This window comes from Paenibacillus sp. NPDC101420 (assembly GCF_050277435.1).
Lineage (GTDB): Bacteria > Bacillota > Bacilli > Paenibacillales > Paenibacillaceae > Paenibacillus_AQ.
Window position 1 is genome coordinate 450,108 of sequence record NZ_JBNNSE010000004.1, and the last position, 16,574, is coordinate 466,681.

Consider the following 16,574-nt stretch of genomic DNA (forward strand, 5'->3'; position numbering starts at 1 on the left):
TGACAAATGGCTATTACAAATGCAGATAGCGCTGATCGGGTACGAGCAGAGATTCGCGGTGGTGGAACGGTATTGGTAGATTACGGTGCGCCATGGTGTCCCCCTTGCAAGGTGCTGCTGCCTCTTTTGGAAGATCTTCATCAGGAATATGGAGACGATGTCTCTATTGTGAAGGTGAATTGTGACGAGTTGCCGGATCTGGCTGGTGAAGCTGGTGTTATGGGGATGCCTACAGTCATTGTATATAAAGATGGGCAGCCAATGGAAAAGTTGGTTGGCTTACGTCCGATAGCAGCCTACCAAGGGATATTGAACAAGGTTATTCTAGCATAGCGAATTGGAATTTAGTTGTATTTTGATGCTATATTAATTTCAAGCTGAGAAGGCATTAAGAAGCCTCATCCGGATATTTCCTGCGTGCACTCGATAGGCTAGACGTGAAGCCCTAGGAGAGCGTCTATATTGTTGATCATCCGCTGATCGATGTAGACGCCGCGGTGAGCCGTGATGGTATGAAAGGCACAGCTTTGGAAGGAGTCTAGCCCGTATGGATTTTCAGGTCGCATATACCAACTATCACTCTCTGCTGAAAGCAATCGCTTACCGTATGACCGGCTCTATAGCAGATGCAGAGGACCTCGTTCAAGACGTATTCATCGAGTACAGCAAGCTACAAACAATAGATATCACCCATCCGAAAGCTTACTTAATCCGTATGACAACAAATCGTTGCATCAACTATATGCAATCCGCCCGTATAAGGAGAGAGCAATATGTCGGCACATGGCTGCCGGAGCCACTCGTCAGCTTTACGAATGGAGGCGGAGATAATCCTGCTGATCTCTTCGATCACGATGAAAATGTATCCTACGCCCTGCTCGTCATGCTGGAACATTTGTCGGCTGTCGAGAGAGCCGTCTTCATCTTGCGCCAATCCTTCGCTTTCGAATATAGCGAACTTGCCGATGTATTAGGAAAATCAGAAGCCAACTGTCGAAAAATATTTAGCCGCGCTAATGATAAGCTGCATCAACAATCGCCAGTTCTGCCAGGCAACACGGCTCAGGCAACACCTCTTGCGACAGCATTCCTCGCAGCTGCGCGAGGCGGCAACGTCGATGCGCTTGTCAGCCTGCTGACCGAGGACGCGCTGCTTACGTCGGACGGCGGCGGTAAAGTTCGCGCAGCGATCTTCACTATTACGGGCAGGGATCGTGTTCAAGCTTTCATTGGAGGCGTCATTACGAAGGGCTTCCTCGGAGATTCGCAAAGGATGGTGCTACTTAACGGCCAGCTGGGCATCGTCATCTATCGGGATGGCCGACCGCTTAAAGCGATCAGCTTCCAGCTTGATGCGGCCGGGGAGCGGATCGAGCATATTTATATCGTACTCAATCCCGATAAATTACAACGAATGGGGTAACCTGTCACAAACGGAGCTTTTGCATTGTCTTATTAGTGAAACAATCAAAAGATAACCGGTCTACAGCCGGAGAGGAGCTATCCCCATGGAACAAAGAATGGATCTGGCCGGTGAAATTCCAGCCGCATACAAAGCGATGATGGGTCTTGAAGCGTTCGTACAATCGACAGGCGTGGAAAAGTCGTTATTGGAGTTAATCAAAATCAGAGCGTCACAAATTAATGGCTGCGCCTTCTGCATCGATATGCATACGAAGGATGCCCGCAAGGCAGGCGAGTCGGAACAGCGCATCTACATGCTGAACGCATGGCGTGAAGCGCCGTTCTACAGCGACGAGGAGCGTGTAGTGCTTGCGCTGACCGAGTCGGTTACACTCGTGACACAAGGACATGTACCGGACGATGTCTATTCGGAAGCGGAGCGCCATTTCGATACTAAGCGACTTGGCGAGATCATCATGGCAATTGTTACAATCAATGCATGGAATCGCATCGCGATCACCACTCGCATGATGCCGCAATAAACTTTAATTACGTCAGCCGAACGTCCAAGGCTAGCATCCGACACTTTACAGATACAATAGAGGTATAAGAACATATGAAGTTTAACTTAGGGAGACCCCATACTATGGGGTCTTTTTTGTATGCATGAATTATCCATCTTCGGTAAAAAATACGGTCACAGCTATAAAGGAGGTGTTAGGGGTGTGGAATGAGGTAATAGAATTAATTCCAAGTTGGGGTGTGGTTTTCCAAGGGATTATGATTTTCTGTGTCCCTTTCTTCCTGCTTCGTACAATAAGCTGGGCTAAAGCTAAAGAAGACAGGATAACGACTAGAGCGGAAAAAGCTACTGGCAGCAAAGGTGGAGGTGTTTCTTCCGTAGAAAACTCTGGAGAAACAGGCATTTTAGAAGGGCCGGTGAAGCAGTCCAGCTCGAATGTAGTAACTAAGGATAAGGGGAAGAGAATAACTTATAGTGGCCATTTTGAGGATGATTTGCAGAAATTCAGAGAGATCAGCGCCGATATGCATGATGTGAATGTAAGGGAGTTGCGAATCGGAAGCATTAAGACAAGGGCAGCACTTTTGTACGTAGACGGTCTAACGGACAAAGACAAAATGGATCAGAATATTTTAAAACCGTTAATGAATGCATATCAGCCGTTTATGAACATGAATAACAAAGCGGAAGCGAAAGATCTACAAGATATTCTCATCCACGAGATCCTGCTTATCTCGGAAGTTGAGCTTACGGATAATGCATACCTCTCCCTTCAGAAGGTGTTATTTGGATCTGCCGTACTGCTCGTGGAGGGGATATCAGAAGTTTTTGTGCTTAGTAGTCCAAAGGGGGCTACAAGAGGGATTCAAGAGCCAGAATCTGAAGCAGTCTTACGGGGCTCACGGAGCGGATTTAATGAGACTTTAAGCGACAACACGGCAATGCTGCGTAGACACGGGCAGAGTACGGAGCTAGCGATGATTTCTTTTACTCTAGGAAAGAGAATGCAGAAGGAACTCATCTTAACCTATATCAAGGATATTGCGAATGATGAGCTTGTAGAAGAGGTTAAACGAAGAATTAAAACGATAGATATAGATGATGTTCAAGAATCTGGTTATGTCGAACAATTGATTGAAGATAATAGTTATAGTCCCTTCCAGCAGATTCAGAATACAGAAAGACCGGACCGCGTAATGGCAGCACTCCTGGAAGGAAGAGTAGCTATCTTAATTGATGGTACTCCCTTCGCGTTGATTATGCCGGTTACCTTCGGGATGTTACTGCAATCTCCAGAGGATTATAACGATCGCTGGATGGTAGGGTCGCTGCTACGTCTGTTACGTTTTTTTGCGGCAACGATATCACTGTTTGCGCCGGCACTATATATCTCCTTTCTCTCGTTCCAACCCGGATTGATTCCAACGAAGCTGGCCATTTCCATTATTGCCTCCAGGCAAGGCGTTCCCTTCACTGTATTAATCGAAGCATTGATTATGGAAACCTCGATTGAAATTTTACGGGAGGCTGGACTTCGTTTGCCTAAACCTATCGGTCCGGCGATGGGGATTGTCGGCGGTTTGATTATCGGCCAGGCCGCGGTAGAAGCAGGAATCGTGAGTCCAATCCTAGTCATTGTAGTATCAATTACTGCTGTTTCTTCCTTCTCTATGCCAATGTATAGTGCTGGGATGACGCTTCGTATGCTCCGGTTTGCGGCTATGTTTTTTGCAGCAATCTTTGGATTATACGGAGTGGTACTTTTTTTTCTTTTGCTTAGTAGTCATTTAATTAAGCTGAAGAGTTTTGGTGTTCCCTATCTTGGTCTGGCAGTCCCGAATAGAACATTCAATTGGAAAGATTTTATATTCCGTATGCCTTTGCAATTTTTAACCGGGCGGCCTACATTGTTGAAACCCAAGGACCCTTTGCGTAAAGGGTGAAAAGTCTAGGTGAAGGAGGAAGAGAACATGAGCGCCGAGGTAAAGGATCGAATAACTGCTGTTCAAGCGACGATCATTCTAGCCAATTATACGATTGCGGCAGGGGTACTTACGCTTCCTCGGACCATTGTAGAGGCCAGTGGTAGTCCAGATGTATGGATAAGTATTTTTTTAGGGGGATTAATCTCCTTTCTGTTAGGCTTGATCATTGTGAAACTTAGTCAAAGGTTTCCAGGCCAAACTTTTTTTCAATATATCGGGAAGATCATCGGCAAACCACTCGGAGTGGTTCTCTCAATAGGAGTCATTGGGTATTTTCTCAGTATTGCCGGCTTTGAGATACGTTCGGTGCAGGAAGTGACCTCTTTTTTTCTACTGGAAGGAACACCTCCTTGGGCGATAGTGGCTGCTTTTATATGGATCGCCTTCTATTTATGCAGAGGAGGAATTAATGCGATCACTAGCATGTGCAGACTTATTGTTCCGATTACCTGGACAGTGTTTCTGGGGGTTTGTCTGCTAAGTTTCGAAGTTTTTGACCTCAATAATCTACTTCCAGTACTGGGAGAGGGAATGGAACCCGTATGGAAAGGGATCAGGCCAACCATTCTGACCTTTACAGCTGGTGAAGCGATGCTGTTCGTTGTTGCTTTTATGGACAAGCCCCAAAAAGCAGTAAAGGTAATTATAGCCGGAACCTGTATATCGACGATATTTTATGTCCTGGCAGTTGTAGCAACCATAGGTGCCTTTTCTATAGATGGAGTTCTCACAAGAACCTGGCCGTTTCTCGATCTTGTACGTAGCTTTGAGGTGAACTATCTCATCTTTGAAAGGTTTGAGTCGTTGTTGCTGGTGATCTGGATTATGCAGATCTTTTGTACCTTTTGTGTTGCGATTTATGCAGCGGCGTTAGGTTTGTCTCAAATCATTCATAGAAGCTTCAAAAGCTGTTTATTGGCATTACTTCCGGTTGTTTATATAGTTTCTAGGATTCCTCCTAATGTGAATGCTTTGTTTGCTTTAGGATCAGGCATTGGTGATTGTATGCTTATTTTATTCGGAGTGCTTCCTTTACCATTATTAATCATCACATACTTCCGGAGGGCTGCTTCATGAAAAAATGGAGGTTGTGGATCGTACTCACTGTACTATGTTCTCTGTTATCAGGCTGCTGGAGCAGCGTACCGATCGAGGAATTAAACATGCAGATTGGTGTTGCACTAGACAGTGCGGAGGAGTCAGGAGGCGAGGGAGTAGCTAATCCGGAAGGTGGGAGCCATAAGAAGCCTGAAAAAATAATAAGTACCTATCAATTTACGATTCCACAAGGATCGGGAGGCGCCGTCATGAAGTCTTCTGCCAGTTCCTCTTCCTCCTCCTTTAAGAATTACTATAATATGAGTGAAACTAGCGATTCTATCTTTGAAGCGATGCGGCAGCTTTCACTGCGTACTAGACGCACTCCGATTGGTCATCATTTAAAGGTTATTGTGATTAGTGAAAAACTCGCGCGTTCCAATAACCTTACTAAAATCATAGATTTCTTTACGCGGGATAATGATATTCGTCCGAGTGTTATGTTATTTGTCAGCAAGGGAATGGCCAAGGATGTATTGGAAAATGCGCTGCCGGGTCAGACTCCTGCCTTTGTACTTGAAGGGATATTCAATAACAGAGACCGGAATATGGGGATATGGGAGCCGGTATCTCTGGCTAAAGTAGTTGGCCCGTTGCAAGGAAAGAAAAGCTTCTTATTGCAAAATGTTATCCCTATTGATCAGGAGACAAAGCTATCGGGAGCAGGTGTAATCAACGGGGAAACGGGGAAGCTTGTTGGGTTTTTGGATGAGTCGGAGCTGGAAGGGATGGCTTGGTTGACCGGAAGGGGGCTAGGGGGAGTGCTTAAGACGTATAATCCGGATACCAATGACCTCTTAACCTATGAGGTTAAAACCATGCATAGCAAGATCAAAGCCAATGTGAATAATGGTCAGATCTCTTTTAACGTGAAAATAACATCTACAGGTAGATATGCTGAGGTCTTTGCCGAGAAATCGAAGAAATTACACGACGGAATTGTAAAGAAGGATAAAGCCTTGCTGCAGAAGCGTGTCCTAGAAATGGTGCAAACTACTGTAACAAAGATGCAGAAGGAGCTGCATACCGAAGCTGCCGGTTTCGGCACCAGTCTACATAATCAGCATCCAGCCGTATGGCGGAGCGTCAAGGATAACTGGGACGAAACCTTCAGCCAAATTCCGATTACCTATGAAGTAAATGTGAATATAGAAGAATATGGCGCATCAGATACAACAGCTGAATAGAGACATTGTAAAAGGTTCAGAGTTACTTCATTTGATGTGTGAGCGGTATGACATCATTTTGGTGCAGCGCAACGAGTACTTCGGTTTTTAATTGCTCAGTAAAGTTATTCCATGTTTTTTTGCCGACATTCAGCTCTTCCCGCCCAATAGCATTTAGTGTTTCCAGCCAAAGGCGTTTATCGTTTATCAGCCCGAGCTGATCTTGGATCTGCTTATATATTTCCTCATGGGCATGAAATTTTTGATTTAACGCAAAAGAGGCTGCACTAGCGGTATATCGCAGTTCCTTAGCAGCCATCCTCAGCTCATGCAGTGAGTCGAAGGCTGCTTCTGATTCGGCATCTTGTCCACGAAATATAGCCTTGCAAGCTTTTTTCTTCTGCTCGTAAGCTACCTCAAGTTCGCGAATGACAACGTTGGCATCTTTTTTCGCTACCAGGGCCTCAAGCTGTTCACTAAGGAAGGCTTTCCACTTCTCATCCAGATCTTCATTGATTAGCTTAGGCAGCTCATCGGCCAGCTTCTTACGATAAGTTTTGCGCTTGTCCTTTTGATGGTCGATCACTGCCTTCAACAACTCTGCGGTCTTTATATCGCCGTTTTCCTTGGCTTGTTTGCGTTTAGTCTTGAACGATTCAATCAGAACGTCTGCATCTCTGACCTTGCCTAATCTCTTTTGGGCTCTTTCAAATAGAGGGTATAGTCCTAGAGTATGACCAGGGTCGAGAATGGATAGCAGTGTTAACAGCTTGCGGCAGTTCACTCTTGCTTGGTGAATGTCCTCGTCATCGAATTTGCTAAGTGCATCATGGCAGTAATCCCAGAAATCAATATACAGCAGGTTAAGTGCCTGTTCCCATTGTCTTGTCTTGGTTAACTGTCGTTCCTTCATCACTTCCACTGTCATGCGGCATCACTCCTTAACGTTGTGTATAGCATGAACCTAAGGCTACCCCCTATTCGAGCTGGGGTATGTTCGTATACTATAAGGATAGCGTTATCATAACCTCATTTCAATTCTGATTTCGCACTAGCGAGGCAGATTGATTACAATATTACGGATAATACGGGAAAGAGGGGAATCGGTGGATACTCGGGAATACGATGCAATGATCAATGGATCTGTTGATAGAAGTAAAGAAGTCATCGGACTTCCTGCAGAAATGGGACTTTTCCAGCATCTAATCTTAAAGGATGACAGGATAGATGAGAAAGCAGGGGGCATCGGGGAGATGTTGATCCCGTTCGCCTTTGAAGAGACCCTTTGTAGGGATGTCGGAGCGGGACTTGTTCCTCCTAGTCTGCACCTATGGAGTCATTCCGGTGGTGTTGTGCTCGGCCTACGGGACAGCAAGCTTCCGTACGCGGCTCAAGCGATGGCTAAGTTGGAGCAGCAAGGAATTCGTACAGCGGTAAGACATTCCGGTGGTGCTGCGGTGCCTCTGGATGATGGAATTGTTAATGTTTCGCTAGTTCTCCCCAAAGGACGCGGAAAGCTGGACTTTCATGATGACTTTAGGCTTCTGGCTTCTCTGATCACTGAGGCAGTTGCTATGAGTCATCCACAGGCTGCAGCTCAAATTGAGGCTGGTGAAATTGTTGGTTCTTACTGCCCGGGAGACTTCGATTTGGCGATCGGTGGGCGGAAATTTTGCGGCATTGCTCAGCGCAGACAAAATAATGCCTATTTCGTACATGCATTTGTAGTGGTTTCAGGTTCGGGACAGGAACGTGGTGAACTCATTCATAAATTCTATGAGCAAGCCTCTGGAGGAGACTCAGCATTATCTTATCCGCGGGTTCGTCCAGAGACGATCGCTGGGCTTGGCGAACTAGGCGGACCGAATGCGACTGAAGTATTTGCCGAAGGCATTAGACAAGCATTAGCCCACCGTGGAGTGGTGCTTAAATCCTCTGACAGGCTACAGCAGGAGACCGGATATTTCCTAGACTATGAAGATCCGCGTGTTCTGGATGCTGCGCGAGTCCTGCATGAACGTTATGCCCAAGGATAAATGGATATTGCGCATCGTTAAGAAAGGACGAAACAGAAGTCTGGCGAGAGGCCAGCATCTGTTACGTCCTTTTTAATCATATAAGTCCGGACGTCTGTCTGAAAAAATCGGGATTTGTGCTCGAATTTCACGCACCATATGTAAATCGATATCCCCCGTTAGGATTTCTTCCCCTTCAGAAGCTTCACATAAAATATCTCCCCAAGGATCAATTATCATAGAATGCCCAGCAAAGGTATTGTTAGGATCGCTTCCTGCACGGTTACAGGCTACTACATAACATTGGTTCTCGATCGCTCGGCTGATCAGTAGTGCACGCCAATGTGACAGCCTGGATAATGGCCATTCTGCACTGATAAACAAGATTTCTGCACCTTGTGCGGTATGAGCACGAACCCACTCTGGAAATCGGATATCATAACAGATTAATCCGGCACATAACGTGCCCTCCAATGTGAAGAGGCCTTTGTCTTCTCCAGGCTGCAAATATAGATGTTCATCCATTAGCTGAAACAAATGTAGCTTACTGTATTCGCCAACGAGTTCTCCAGTTCGATTAAATACAAACATACGATTAGTTACACCGGAGGCGTTCCTGCTAGCGACTGAACCAGCGACGATATTGATGTTGTATTGTCTGGCTAATCTGGAGATGAATTCCTTGGTAATTTCCCCTTCTGGATCACCAATATCCTCTAGTCGGGTCAGATCATAGCCAGTGGTCCAAAGCTCAGGGAGAATAAGACAGTCGGGGACTGTGGCGGCAGCTACACTAATTTTATTTGCTACAGCAGCATAATTCATATCGGGTTTGCCAAATGCTATATCCAGCTGAATCAGGGAGATTCTCATAGGATTCCTCCTTTTTGTTCAAGACTATAGCACCATAAGAGGATAAGCAATGTTGATTTTTAAAAAATGATTTGATATATTAGTTGACGGGTCAATGATTATCGGTTAGTATAATTTTATACAAAACAATTGTGAACAATTAAATTTATTAAGGAGGTATATTTTGACGGAGCACTATCCTGAGGAAGACCGCATATTTGAACTGCTGCAGGCATTAAACAAGGGAATCTGTCCGAAATTCGAACGATGTGCTGGCATTAGTCCCACACGGCTTCGCCTCCTGCATGAACTATTCCAGGTGGATGAAGTCAGCCAAATTACGCTGCAAAAGGGCATGGATATAGATGCGGCCGCCGTCACTCGGCACTTGAAAGGGATGGAAGAGAGTGGTACGATCACTCGCCGCAACAACCCAGCAGATAACAGGGTTACATTGGTCTCATTAACGGATCAAGGGCGGGAAAGAATGATTCAATATGGCGAAGAGAAGAGACGATTTGTCGCTACTCTGCTTACTGGATTTAACGATCAGGAGCGAAAAGTGCTCATAGATATGCTTAATCGTCTGCAATCTAATATCAATCTGTTGTAACTACCAAAATCACACACTCAAAGGAGAAATACACATATGAACGCTACACAAACACAAACCAATGATTTTAAAGAAATTATTACGGGTCGCCGCTCTATCCGCAAATATGATCCATCCGTTAAGATCAGCAAAGAAGAGATGACTCAGATTCTTACGGAAGCGACTCTTGCACCTTCTTCTGTAAATATGCAGCCTTGGCGGTTTCTTGTTATTGAAAGTGACGAAGCAAAAGCTACTTTAGCTCCTCTTGCTCGCTTTAATGGCGTACAAGTTGAAACCTCTGCAGCTATGATTGCCATCTTCGGTGATTTGAACAATTTCGACTATGCAGAGGAGATTTATGGCACAGCTGTTGAACGTGGACTAATGCCTGCTGAAGTAAAAGAAAACCAATTAACTAGATTATCTGCTCACTTTGCTACCTTGCCACGTGAAGTTAACAAAGATACTGTGCTTATTGATGGTGCTCTTGTTGCAATGCAATTGATGCTGGTTGCCCGTGCACATGGATACGATACAAACCCAATCGGCGGTTATGAAAAAGATCAAATCGCAGAAGCGTTTGGCATGGAAAAAGATCGTTATGTTCCTGTAATGTTGCTTTCCATCGGTAAGGCTGTTGATGCAGGTTACCCATCTGTCCGTTTGCCTATCGATAAAATTGCTGAGTGGAAATAATACTTTATACCTTAGGAGGAAAATACAATGATCATTATCCATGCAGTACTTAAAGTGAATCCAGAACGTCGCGAGCAGTTTTTAGCGGAGTCCAAAACACTTCTCACAGCTACTCACGCTGAAGAAGGAAATCTCTCTTACGAGCTGTATGAGAATGCTGGAGAAGCAAACTCATTTATTATGGTGGAGACTTGGCGCGACGCTGAAGCCGTATCCAGCCACAATACGAGCGCTCATTTTACTGCGTTCTCAGCTAAAGCTGGTGAATTCTTGGCTGCGCCACTAGACGTAAAAGTATTTAGCGCAGAGCAAGTGAAATAAGTTATCTCGATTCTTAGTGAATCCTGGTTGATCTTAAACAGGGATGTTCCATAGCCATAATGGCTGCGGGGCATTCCTGTTTTTTATGTTCCCCGTTTATAAGGAGGAGTTCAAGGGTATCTATCCTTACCTTGATACATGTGCAATCACAATAAAGATAGGGGATCTTACATATGGAAACACAGAAAAATATGATCGATATGGTGAACTATTATTTATCAGGCGGTTCACTTGCCCGCATTATGGGCGAAGCAGGAGAAGAGGCGGAGCACAGGCTGATGGGGATCGATCTGGAGGCGGCTAGAGCATACCGACAGTCCATTGGCGGAGTCATTACGGAGGGTCAGCAGCTATTTCAGGTTCCTGGCTTTAGCCCAAGATTGCTGGGGCAACTTACTGAAGTATTAGACAGATTAGATTCAGACAAGCTAAAAGCTCTGGCCCCACAAACCACATGGAATAACCAAGTAGATCCTTACGTGAATGGACCCGAGTGCCTAGGGATGATACTAGAAGAAATAAAGAAGGCACAGCATTATATTCACCTGTCCGTGATGCTCTTCTTTAATGACCGTTCAGGCAATCTGGTTGCAGATGAATTATTTCACGCCCTTAAACGGGGGGTGAAGGTACGGATCATGGTCAATTACGTGCTGACAGCTTTAGGGTATGAGAACAATCTGGCGTTTGGTCAATTTTCCAAGATTTCTGAAAGGCTCGAGAATGCAGGAGCTAAGCTGTTGAATACCTTCAATTCTTATTATACAGCCGTAGAATGGCGTGTGAAGCGGAAGGCGCTGAAGCAACAAGGCGTACCGGAAAGTATCCTGTTCTTACAGGATAAAGTACAAGAGGACGTTGAAATCACTGGGCTGAATGTCATTGATCATCGGAAGTTTATGGTCATTGATGGGGTAACCTCTATTATTGGCAGCCTGAATATTGGAGATCAATACACGTACGTGACGCCTGTTCAGGCATCTTCTTCGATCAGTATAGAAGGACATCTACAGGGGATTCCTAGTAAAAAAGAGGAGTGGCATGATGGCTGCTTCCGGATCCGTGGCGCGGCGGCGCAGCCTTTAAATGCTAAGTTTCATTCCCGTTGGTTACTTCTGGGAGGTGATCATTTTGACGTGGATGATGCCTTCTACCATCCGAATGTAAATTATCATTTTGGGGAGGAAGAATGTACACTGTTTGCAAGCTTTCCGGGTAATCCAGTTAACTTAATTCAGCAATACTATTTGAATTTAATTACCTATGCGACTGAGGAGACGGTGATTGTAAATCCTTATTTGATTGATCAAGAGTTTTGGGATCGGCTGGGGGAGCTGGGGCCAGACTGTTCCTGTCATCTGAGCATCTGCAATCCGCTGAAGGTTAATGATCATCCTACCAATACTGCGGCGGTACGAGGCAATATGTATAAGCCGTTTCTCAATGGGGTTTCCTTTTATGATTACAGCTTCACAGGTCGTTTTTCACATTGGAAAATAACCTATGACCATAGATCACGGGCGGTATTTCATGGCTCCTACAACATCAATGAGAGAAGCGCCTGCCACGATTTCGAGCTGGGAATACTGGTGAAAGGGGAGGCATTCGCAGCGCGGATAAAGTCTATGATCGATTATGATCTGGGTGTCTCAAGGAGAATTACGAAGAAAAGTGAGTTCTTTAAGCATCCTTGGCTGCATCCTAGTATGTATCTGAATAAAGTTACTCAGAATTACACTTGATAATATCGGTTCATTGTCATGTATAATGATCGTTATAAATTATCAAGGTGGAATCATAGCTATGAAAATCAAAATTACAAAGAATGGCATAAAAAAGGATGAGGTATTCTTTCGCACAGAGTTTGGCGAGGGTCGGGGGATCTGGTGCGGTGCTCCTGTGGAGCCAGATATGGAAACAGATGTGGAATTCGAGCTTTCGGAGCTGCTGATGAGATGGGTGGACATTCTGCCTGCACCTGCTAGTGAGTTCAATACTAGGTTAGAGGGAGATAAGGTTGTTTTTACCGGTGTGCTGGAGAATATTGAAGAGGACGGAACAGGATTTTTGCGAATAGGTGAAAGTTTAGTGATGTTCGAGTGTCTCGGTGAGCCTATGGCGCTTGGTGTGTTTGTAGAAGTACAGGTTCGTAATGTGAGTATCTACCCTTTGAGTATTTGACGCTTATCAGGGACTAAGATAACATACAAAGATAGCATTAGATTCAGAAGTAAGTATGAGGAGTAGAAGTCTATGAACACCGAAATTCAGCAATTTAAGACCGAATTCTTCAAGGCGCTGGCTCATCCGATGCGAATTCGTATACTGGAACTGCTCAGCGAAGGTGAGAAGAATGTGAATGAGCTACAAGCCATTCTAGGATCAGAAGGCTCTGCTGTATCCCAGCAGCTAGCTGTTTTACGCGCCAAGAATGTAGTAGCCAGTGTAAAAGAAGGCACCACTGTGATCTATTCGTTACGTGATCCTCTAATTAAAGATCTTCTGGTCGTAGCCAAACAAATATTTGATAACCATCTGGTGAATACCATTTCATTGCTCGAAGGTATGCGCGGAGAATAAAGGAATAACATTATTTTGGCGTTGACAACAGTTGCGTCCTAGAGTAATGTTCTTCTTATATTCAAATAATCAGATATTTAAAGAAAAGAAGGTTTGATCATGACAGGGTGGGGCCGATATAAAGGCTACAACATGAATGCATTTCGCAAGGATTTGATTTCGGGAACAATCGTTGGTGTTATTGCCATTCCTTTGGGGATGGCATTTGCTATTGCATCCGGTGTAAAACCGGAGTATGGCATTTACACGACAATCGTTGCCGGAATATGTATTTCATTGTTCGGAGGATCAAAATTTCAAATTGGTGGGCCAACAGGTGCTTTTATTCCTATCTTGTTTGCCATTGCGATGGAGTATGGCTATGAGAACTTGCTTATCGCTGGGATGATGGCAGGGGTTATTCTAGTTCTCATGGGATTATTAAAGTTGGGTGTATTGATTAAGTTTATTCCGAGGCCAGTAACGATTGGTTTCACAGCAGGGATAGCGGTCATTATCTTCACCGGGCAGATTGCTAATTTCCTTGGACTAAGGAATATAGAACGGCATGAGAGCTTTGTAAATAATATGAAAGAAATAGGGCTTCATCTATCGACGATGAATGGATACAGTATTCTGACCGCCGTGATTTGTCTTGCCGTCGTTATCCTAGCGATTCGATTCGCTCCGAAGGTGCCTGGATCATTGGTAGGTCTTCTGTGCGCGACTGTGGTTGCTGCGTTATTCTTTAGCGGCAAAGTGACTACGATTGGCTCTGCTTATGGAGAAATCCCTAATACCTTACCGAGCTTTCGATTTCCGGACATTACTTGGGAACGAATTACCCTGCTAATTCGTCCGGCATTTATCATTGCAATGCTAGGTGCTATAGAGTCATTGTTATCCGCTGTTGTAGCGGATGGAATGACAGGCAGCCGCCATAATAGTAACCGAGAGCTGATCGGTCAGGGAATCGCAAATATTGCTGCTCCATTGTTCGGGGGCATACCAGCGACAGGAGCAATTGCTAGAACAGCGACGAACATCAAGAGTGGCGCTGTTTCTCCCATCTCGGGGATCGTTCACGGTGTTGTGGTGTTTCTAATTCTCCTGTTGCTCGCACCCTATGCTTCCAGTATTCCTTTAGCTGCGATGGCACCGATCTTAATGGTAGTAGCTTGGAATATGAGTGAGCGCAAAGAGTTCCTTCATCTGCTTAAGATCAAGACCGGCGATTCCTTGGTGTTATTCATCACCTTCTTGTTAACGATATTTGCAGATTTAACGCTGGCTGTAGAGGTGGGATTAATTCTTGCGGTTATTTTGTTTGTGAAACGAATGGGAGAGGTTCATTTGGTAGCCAAAGTGCTGCCTGATCCGAAGTCCGTTAAGGTAGAGGCACATATGGTTACGGAGAGTCATGACTGTCCGCAAATTGGAATTTACACGGTGGAAGGTCCGCTGTTTTTTGGCGCTGCTTATCGATTCGATGACACTATGCCAAGCTATGGTTCAGATCAACCTAGAATTATATTAATGCGGATGGGGAAAGTACCCTTCATGGATACCACTGGAGAATCCAATTTAGCAGAGCTTGTGCGGCATTTACAAGCTGTTGGAGGGAAACTTATGATTTCAGGTATTCAGCCACAGCCGCTTGAGCTACTCAAGAGAACTGGACTGTATAGTACCATAGGTGAGGCTCAGTTTTATCCGCACACCGGGGAAGCCATTAATGACGCACTTAACAGCATCGATTACAACAAGTGTATTGGATGTAGCCATGCCGCTTTTAGGGAGTGTACAGCGTTCTCCTGTCTGGAAGAGGCGGGAAGTGTGCGCGGTCTGAAAGGGCGCAAGAAACCTGTAATTGCACCTGAACTAAATAGTGGTCTTTGAGTGAAATAGATAAGAGTCAGCCCGGACGTTTCTGCGTCCGGGTTTTTCTGTTCAAATATATGAATTTAAGTTTCACATTATATATTATCCTTATATTTCTCGCTTAAACGCTGATCGTCCTAATAAGGGCGATAAAGGCGTTTAAGCTTGAGATTGGACTTGGGAATGCCAAATTTGTACAATTGGGTATAAGTTAAATGTAAACTATCTCGATAAGGAGAATATAAGCTCATGAAGGAATTGCATTATCCGAAGGTGTTTATGCTCTTGGCAGGTCTGTCTGTGGCGACATTGGCCGTATATCGTGTAGTGTCACTACAGACGGATTCGTTTTATGCATTTTTACTCTGGAATTTATTCCTGGCTTGGATTCCGTTCCTGTTCTCTATGGCTGCTTATGAACTGGATAAAAGGAAGATAGGCGGCTTGCTGCTTGTTCCGCTAGGCGTCGCTTGGCTGCTGTTCTTTCCGAACGCGCCTTATCTCATGACGGATCTGGTGCATCTGACGATAAGAAAAAGCAGATATATCGTGGATGGCACCATTCAGAATCGGTATTGGTATGATCTGGTTACCCTCTTATTGTTCACTTGGAGCGGCTGGTTGACTGGTTTCTTCTCTTTATACCAGTTCCAGACGGTTGTTTATCGCAAAAGCAGCCTGCTGTTCTCTTGGATATTCGTATTCGCAGCATGTGTACTTGGGGGGTATGGTGTCCTGCTTGGCCGAGTCTACAGGCTGAATAGCTGGGATGTACTGACGGACCGGCATCAGTTGTACCAACTGGTTATGGACAGCTTGAATCGACAGTCGGTATTTTTCAGCTTGTTCATTGCGTTTGTATTGCTGGTTATCTACGCTACGATGTACTGTTTGCTGAATGGTCTTGGAACCAGTGAAAGAGGAAGGGGCGCTAAGCGCATACGTGGTTAATCCATAAATTCCGGATCAAATTGGTATTGCTTCAGATCTACCACACCTTTTTCATTAAAAATAATCCCTTCCTCCTGTAAATAAAGCTTCTGGAGGGAGTTGGATTCATCTTCAGTCAAGGCGATCATTCCTTTGGCGTTGATAACCCGATGCCAGGGAAGCTTATATTTTCTACTCATGGAGTGAAGGATACGAACTACCTGCCTTGCGCCTCTTGGGCTTCCTGCCGCACGAGCAACGCCTCCGTAAGTCATTACTTTTCCTTCAGGTATAGATTGTATGATACGAATCACTTGTTCTGTAAATGGTGTCATAGGGAGCTCCTATCTCTTATTTTCATCAAATTATACCAGATGATCACTACAATCATAAACATTCAACATGCCGCTGCTAAAGCGGCTTTTTTATTTTAACAGAAGGATTTTACTTTCCTTTGTGAAGAAGTTGATCCCTTTTAAGTATAATTTTGGCGGATAGTATTTAGTGAGATGGGGGATAATTTCTAGGAAACTATTGTGACAGGAGTGA

General features: G+C 44.8%; 18 protein-coding genes. 15 read left to right on the top strand and 3 right to left on the bottom strand.

Going from position 1 to position 16,574, the window contains the following annotated elements; genetic code table 11:
- The first annotated feature begins 6 nt into the window (after positions 1 to 6).
- The 6 genes from ACQKMP_RS19910 (at position 7) to ACQKMP_RS19935 (ending at position 6,197) form a co-directional block, all read left to right on the top strand.
- Complete coding sequence (locus ACQKMP_RS19910; protein WP_427470572.1) at positions 7 to 333, top strand: thioredoxin family protein; 327 nt, start codon at positions 7 to 9, stop codon at positions 331 to 333.
- A 214-nt stretch (positions 334 to 547) separates the two neighbouring features.
- On the top strand, positions 548 to 1,423 hold the full coding sequence (gene sigJ, locus ACQKMP_RS19915; protein WP_076285911.1) for an RNA polymerase sigma factor SigJ: 876 nt from the start codon (positions 548 to 550) through the stop codon (positions 1,421 to 1,423).
- Between the two features lie 85 nt (positions 1,424 to 1,508).
- On the top strand, positions 1,509 to 1,946 hold the full coding sequence (locus tag ACQKMP_RS19920; RefSeq protein WP_427470574.1) for a carboxymuconolactone decarboxylase family protein: 438 nt from the start codon (positions 1,509 to 1,511) through the stop codon (positions 1,944 to 1,946).
- Positions 1,947 to 2,127: 181 nt separating this feature from the next.
- Positions 2,128 to 3,870, top strand: coding sequence for a spore germination protein (locus ACQKMP_RS19925; protein ID WP_042184572.1), 1,743 nt, complete (start codon positions 2,128 to 2,130; stop codon positions 3,868 to 3,870).
- A 27-nt stretch (positions 3,871 to 3,897) separates the two neighbouring features.
- Entirely contained in the window at positions 3,898 to 4,989 is a 1,092-nt protein-coding gene (locus tag ACQKMP_RS19930) for a GerAB/ArcD/ProY family transporter (RefSeq protein WP_042184574.1), read from the top strand.
- The gene (locus ACQKMP_RS19935) at positions 4,986 to 6,197 is read left to right on the top strand and encodes a Ger(x)C family spore germination protein (protein ID WP_339244568.1); all 1,212 of its coding nucleotides are present in this window, start codon (positions 4,986 to 4,988) and stop codon (positions 6,195 to 6,197) included. The genes ACQKMP_RS19930 and ACQKMP_RS19935 overlap by 4 nt, the downstream gene beginning before the upstream one ends.
- A gap of 22 nt (positions 6,198 to 6,219) precedes the next feature.
- On the opposite strand, the gene ACQKMP_RS19940 is transcribed toward ACQKMP_RS19935, so the two are convergent.
- Entirely contained in the window at positions 6,220 to 7,104 is an 885-nt protein-coding gene (locus ACQKMP_RS19940; protein WP_339244571.1) for a CHAD domain-containing protein, read from the bottom strand.
- 178 nt (positions 7,105 to 7,282) lie between these two features.
- Between ACQKMP_RS19940 and ACQKMP_RS19945 the strand changes: the two genes are divergently transcribed.
- The gene (locus ACQKMP_RS19945; protein WP_427470577.1) at positions 7,283 to 8,212 is read left to right on the top strand and encodes a lipoate--protein ligase family protein; all 930 of its coding nucleotides are present in this window, start codon (positions 7,283 to 7,285) and stop codon (positions 8,210 to 8,212) included.
- A gap of 72 nt (positions 8,213 to 8,284) precedes the next feature.
- Here ACQKMP_RS19945 and ACQKMP_RS19950 read toward each other — a convergent pair whose 3' ends face one another.
- A complete protein-coding gene (locus ACQKMP_RS19950) occupies positions 8,285 to 9,064 on the bottom strand; it encodes a carbon-nitrogen family hydrolase (RefSeq protein ID WP_042184580.1) in 780 nt (259 codons plus the stop codon).
- A 163-nt stretch (positions 9,065 to 9,227) separates the two neighbouring features.
- On the opposite strand from ACQKMP_RS19950, the gene ACQKMP_RS19955 reads away from it, so the two are divergent.
- The 8 genes from ACQKMP_RS19955 (at position 9,228) to ACQKMP_RS19990 (ending at position 16,046) form a co-directional block, all read left to right on the top strand.
- A complete protein-coding gene (locus tag ACQKMP_RS19955) occupies positions 9,228 to 9,656 on the top strand; it encodes a MarR family winged helix-turn-helix transcriptional regulator (protein ID WP_042184581.1) in 429 nt (142 codons plus the stop codon).
- Positions 9,657 to 9,692: 36 nt separating this feature from the next.
- Positions 9,693 to 10,334 carry a nitroreductase family protein gene (locus ACQKMP_RS19960; RefSeq protein ID WP_042184583.1) on the top strand — a complete coding sequence of 214 codons (642 nt, stop codon included), beginning with the start codon at positions 9,693 to 9,695 and terminating at the stop codon, positions 10,332 to 10,334.
- A 27-nt stretch (positions 10,335 to 10,361) separates the two neighbouring features.
- Positions 10,362 to 10,655, top strand: coding sequence for a putative quinol monooxygenase (locus ACQKMP_RS19965; protein WP_042184585.1), 294 nt, complete (start codon positions 10,362 to 10,364; stop codon positions 10,653 to 10,655).
- A gap of 173 nt (positions 10,656 to 10,828) precedes the next feature.
- Complete coding sequence (locus ACQKMP_RS19970; RefSeq protein WP_427470580.1) at positions 10,829 to 12,397, top strand: phospholipase D-like domain-containing protein; 1,569 nt, start codon at positions 10,829 to 10,831, stop codon at positions 12,395 to 12,397.
- Positions 12,398 to 12,458: 61 nt separating this feature from the next.
- Positions 12,459 to 12,836, top strand: coding sequence for a hypothetical protein (locus tag ACQKMP_RS19975; RefSeq protein WP_427470582.1), 378 nt, complete (start codon positions 12,459 to 12,461; stop codon positions 12,834 to 12,836).
- A 72-nt stretch (positions 12,837 to 12,908) separates the two neighbouring features.
- Positions 12,909 to 13,235 (top strand): ArsR/SmtB family transcription factor, encoded by a 327-nt coding sequence (locus ACQKMP_RS19980; protein WP_042123860.1) that lies wholly within the window; start codon positions 12,909 to 12,911, stop codon positions 13,233 to 13,235.
- A 99-nt stretch (positions 13,236 to 13,334) separates the two neighbouring features.
- A complete protein-coding gene (locus ACQKMP_RS19985; protein WP_076285901.1) occupies positions 13,335 to 15,113 on the top strand; it encodes a SulP family inorganic anion transporter in 1,779 nt (592 codons plus the stop codon).
- A 231-nt stretch (positions 15,114 to 15,344) separates the two neighbouring features.
- A complete protein-coding gene (locus ACQKMP_RS19990) occupies positions 15,345 to 16,046 on the top strand; it encodes a DUF1361 domain-containing protein (protein WP_076285900.1) in 702 nt (233 codons plus the stop codon).
- Here the strand turns inward: ACQKMP_RS19990 and ACQKMP_RS19995 are convergent.
- A complete protein-coding gene (locus tag ACQKMP_RS19995) occupies positions 16,043 to 16,360 on the bottom strand; it encodes an MGMT family protein (RefSeq protein WP_042184593.1) in 318 nt (105 codons plus the stop codon). The two genes, ACQKMP_RS19990 and ACQKMP_RS19995, sit on opposite strands and share 4 nt — an antisense overlap.
- Positions 16,361 to 16,574 lie beyond the last annotated feature (214 nt).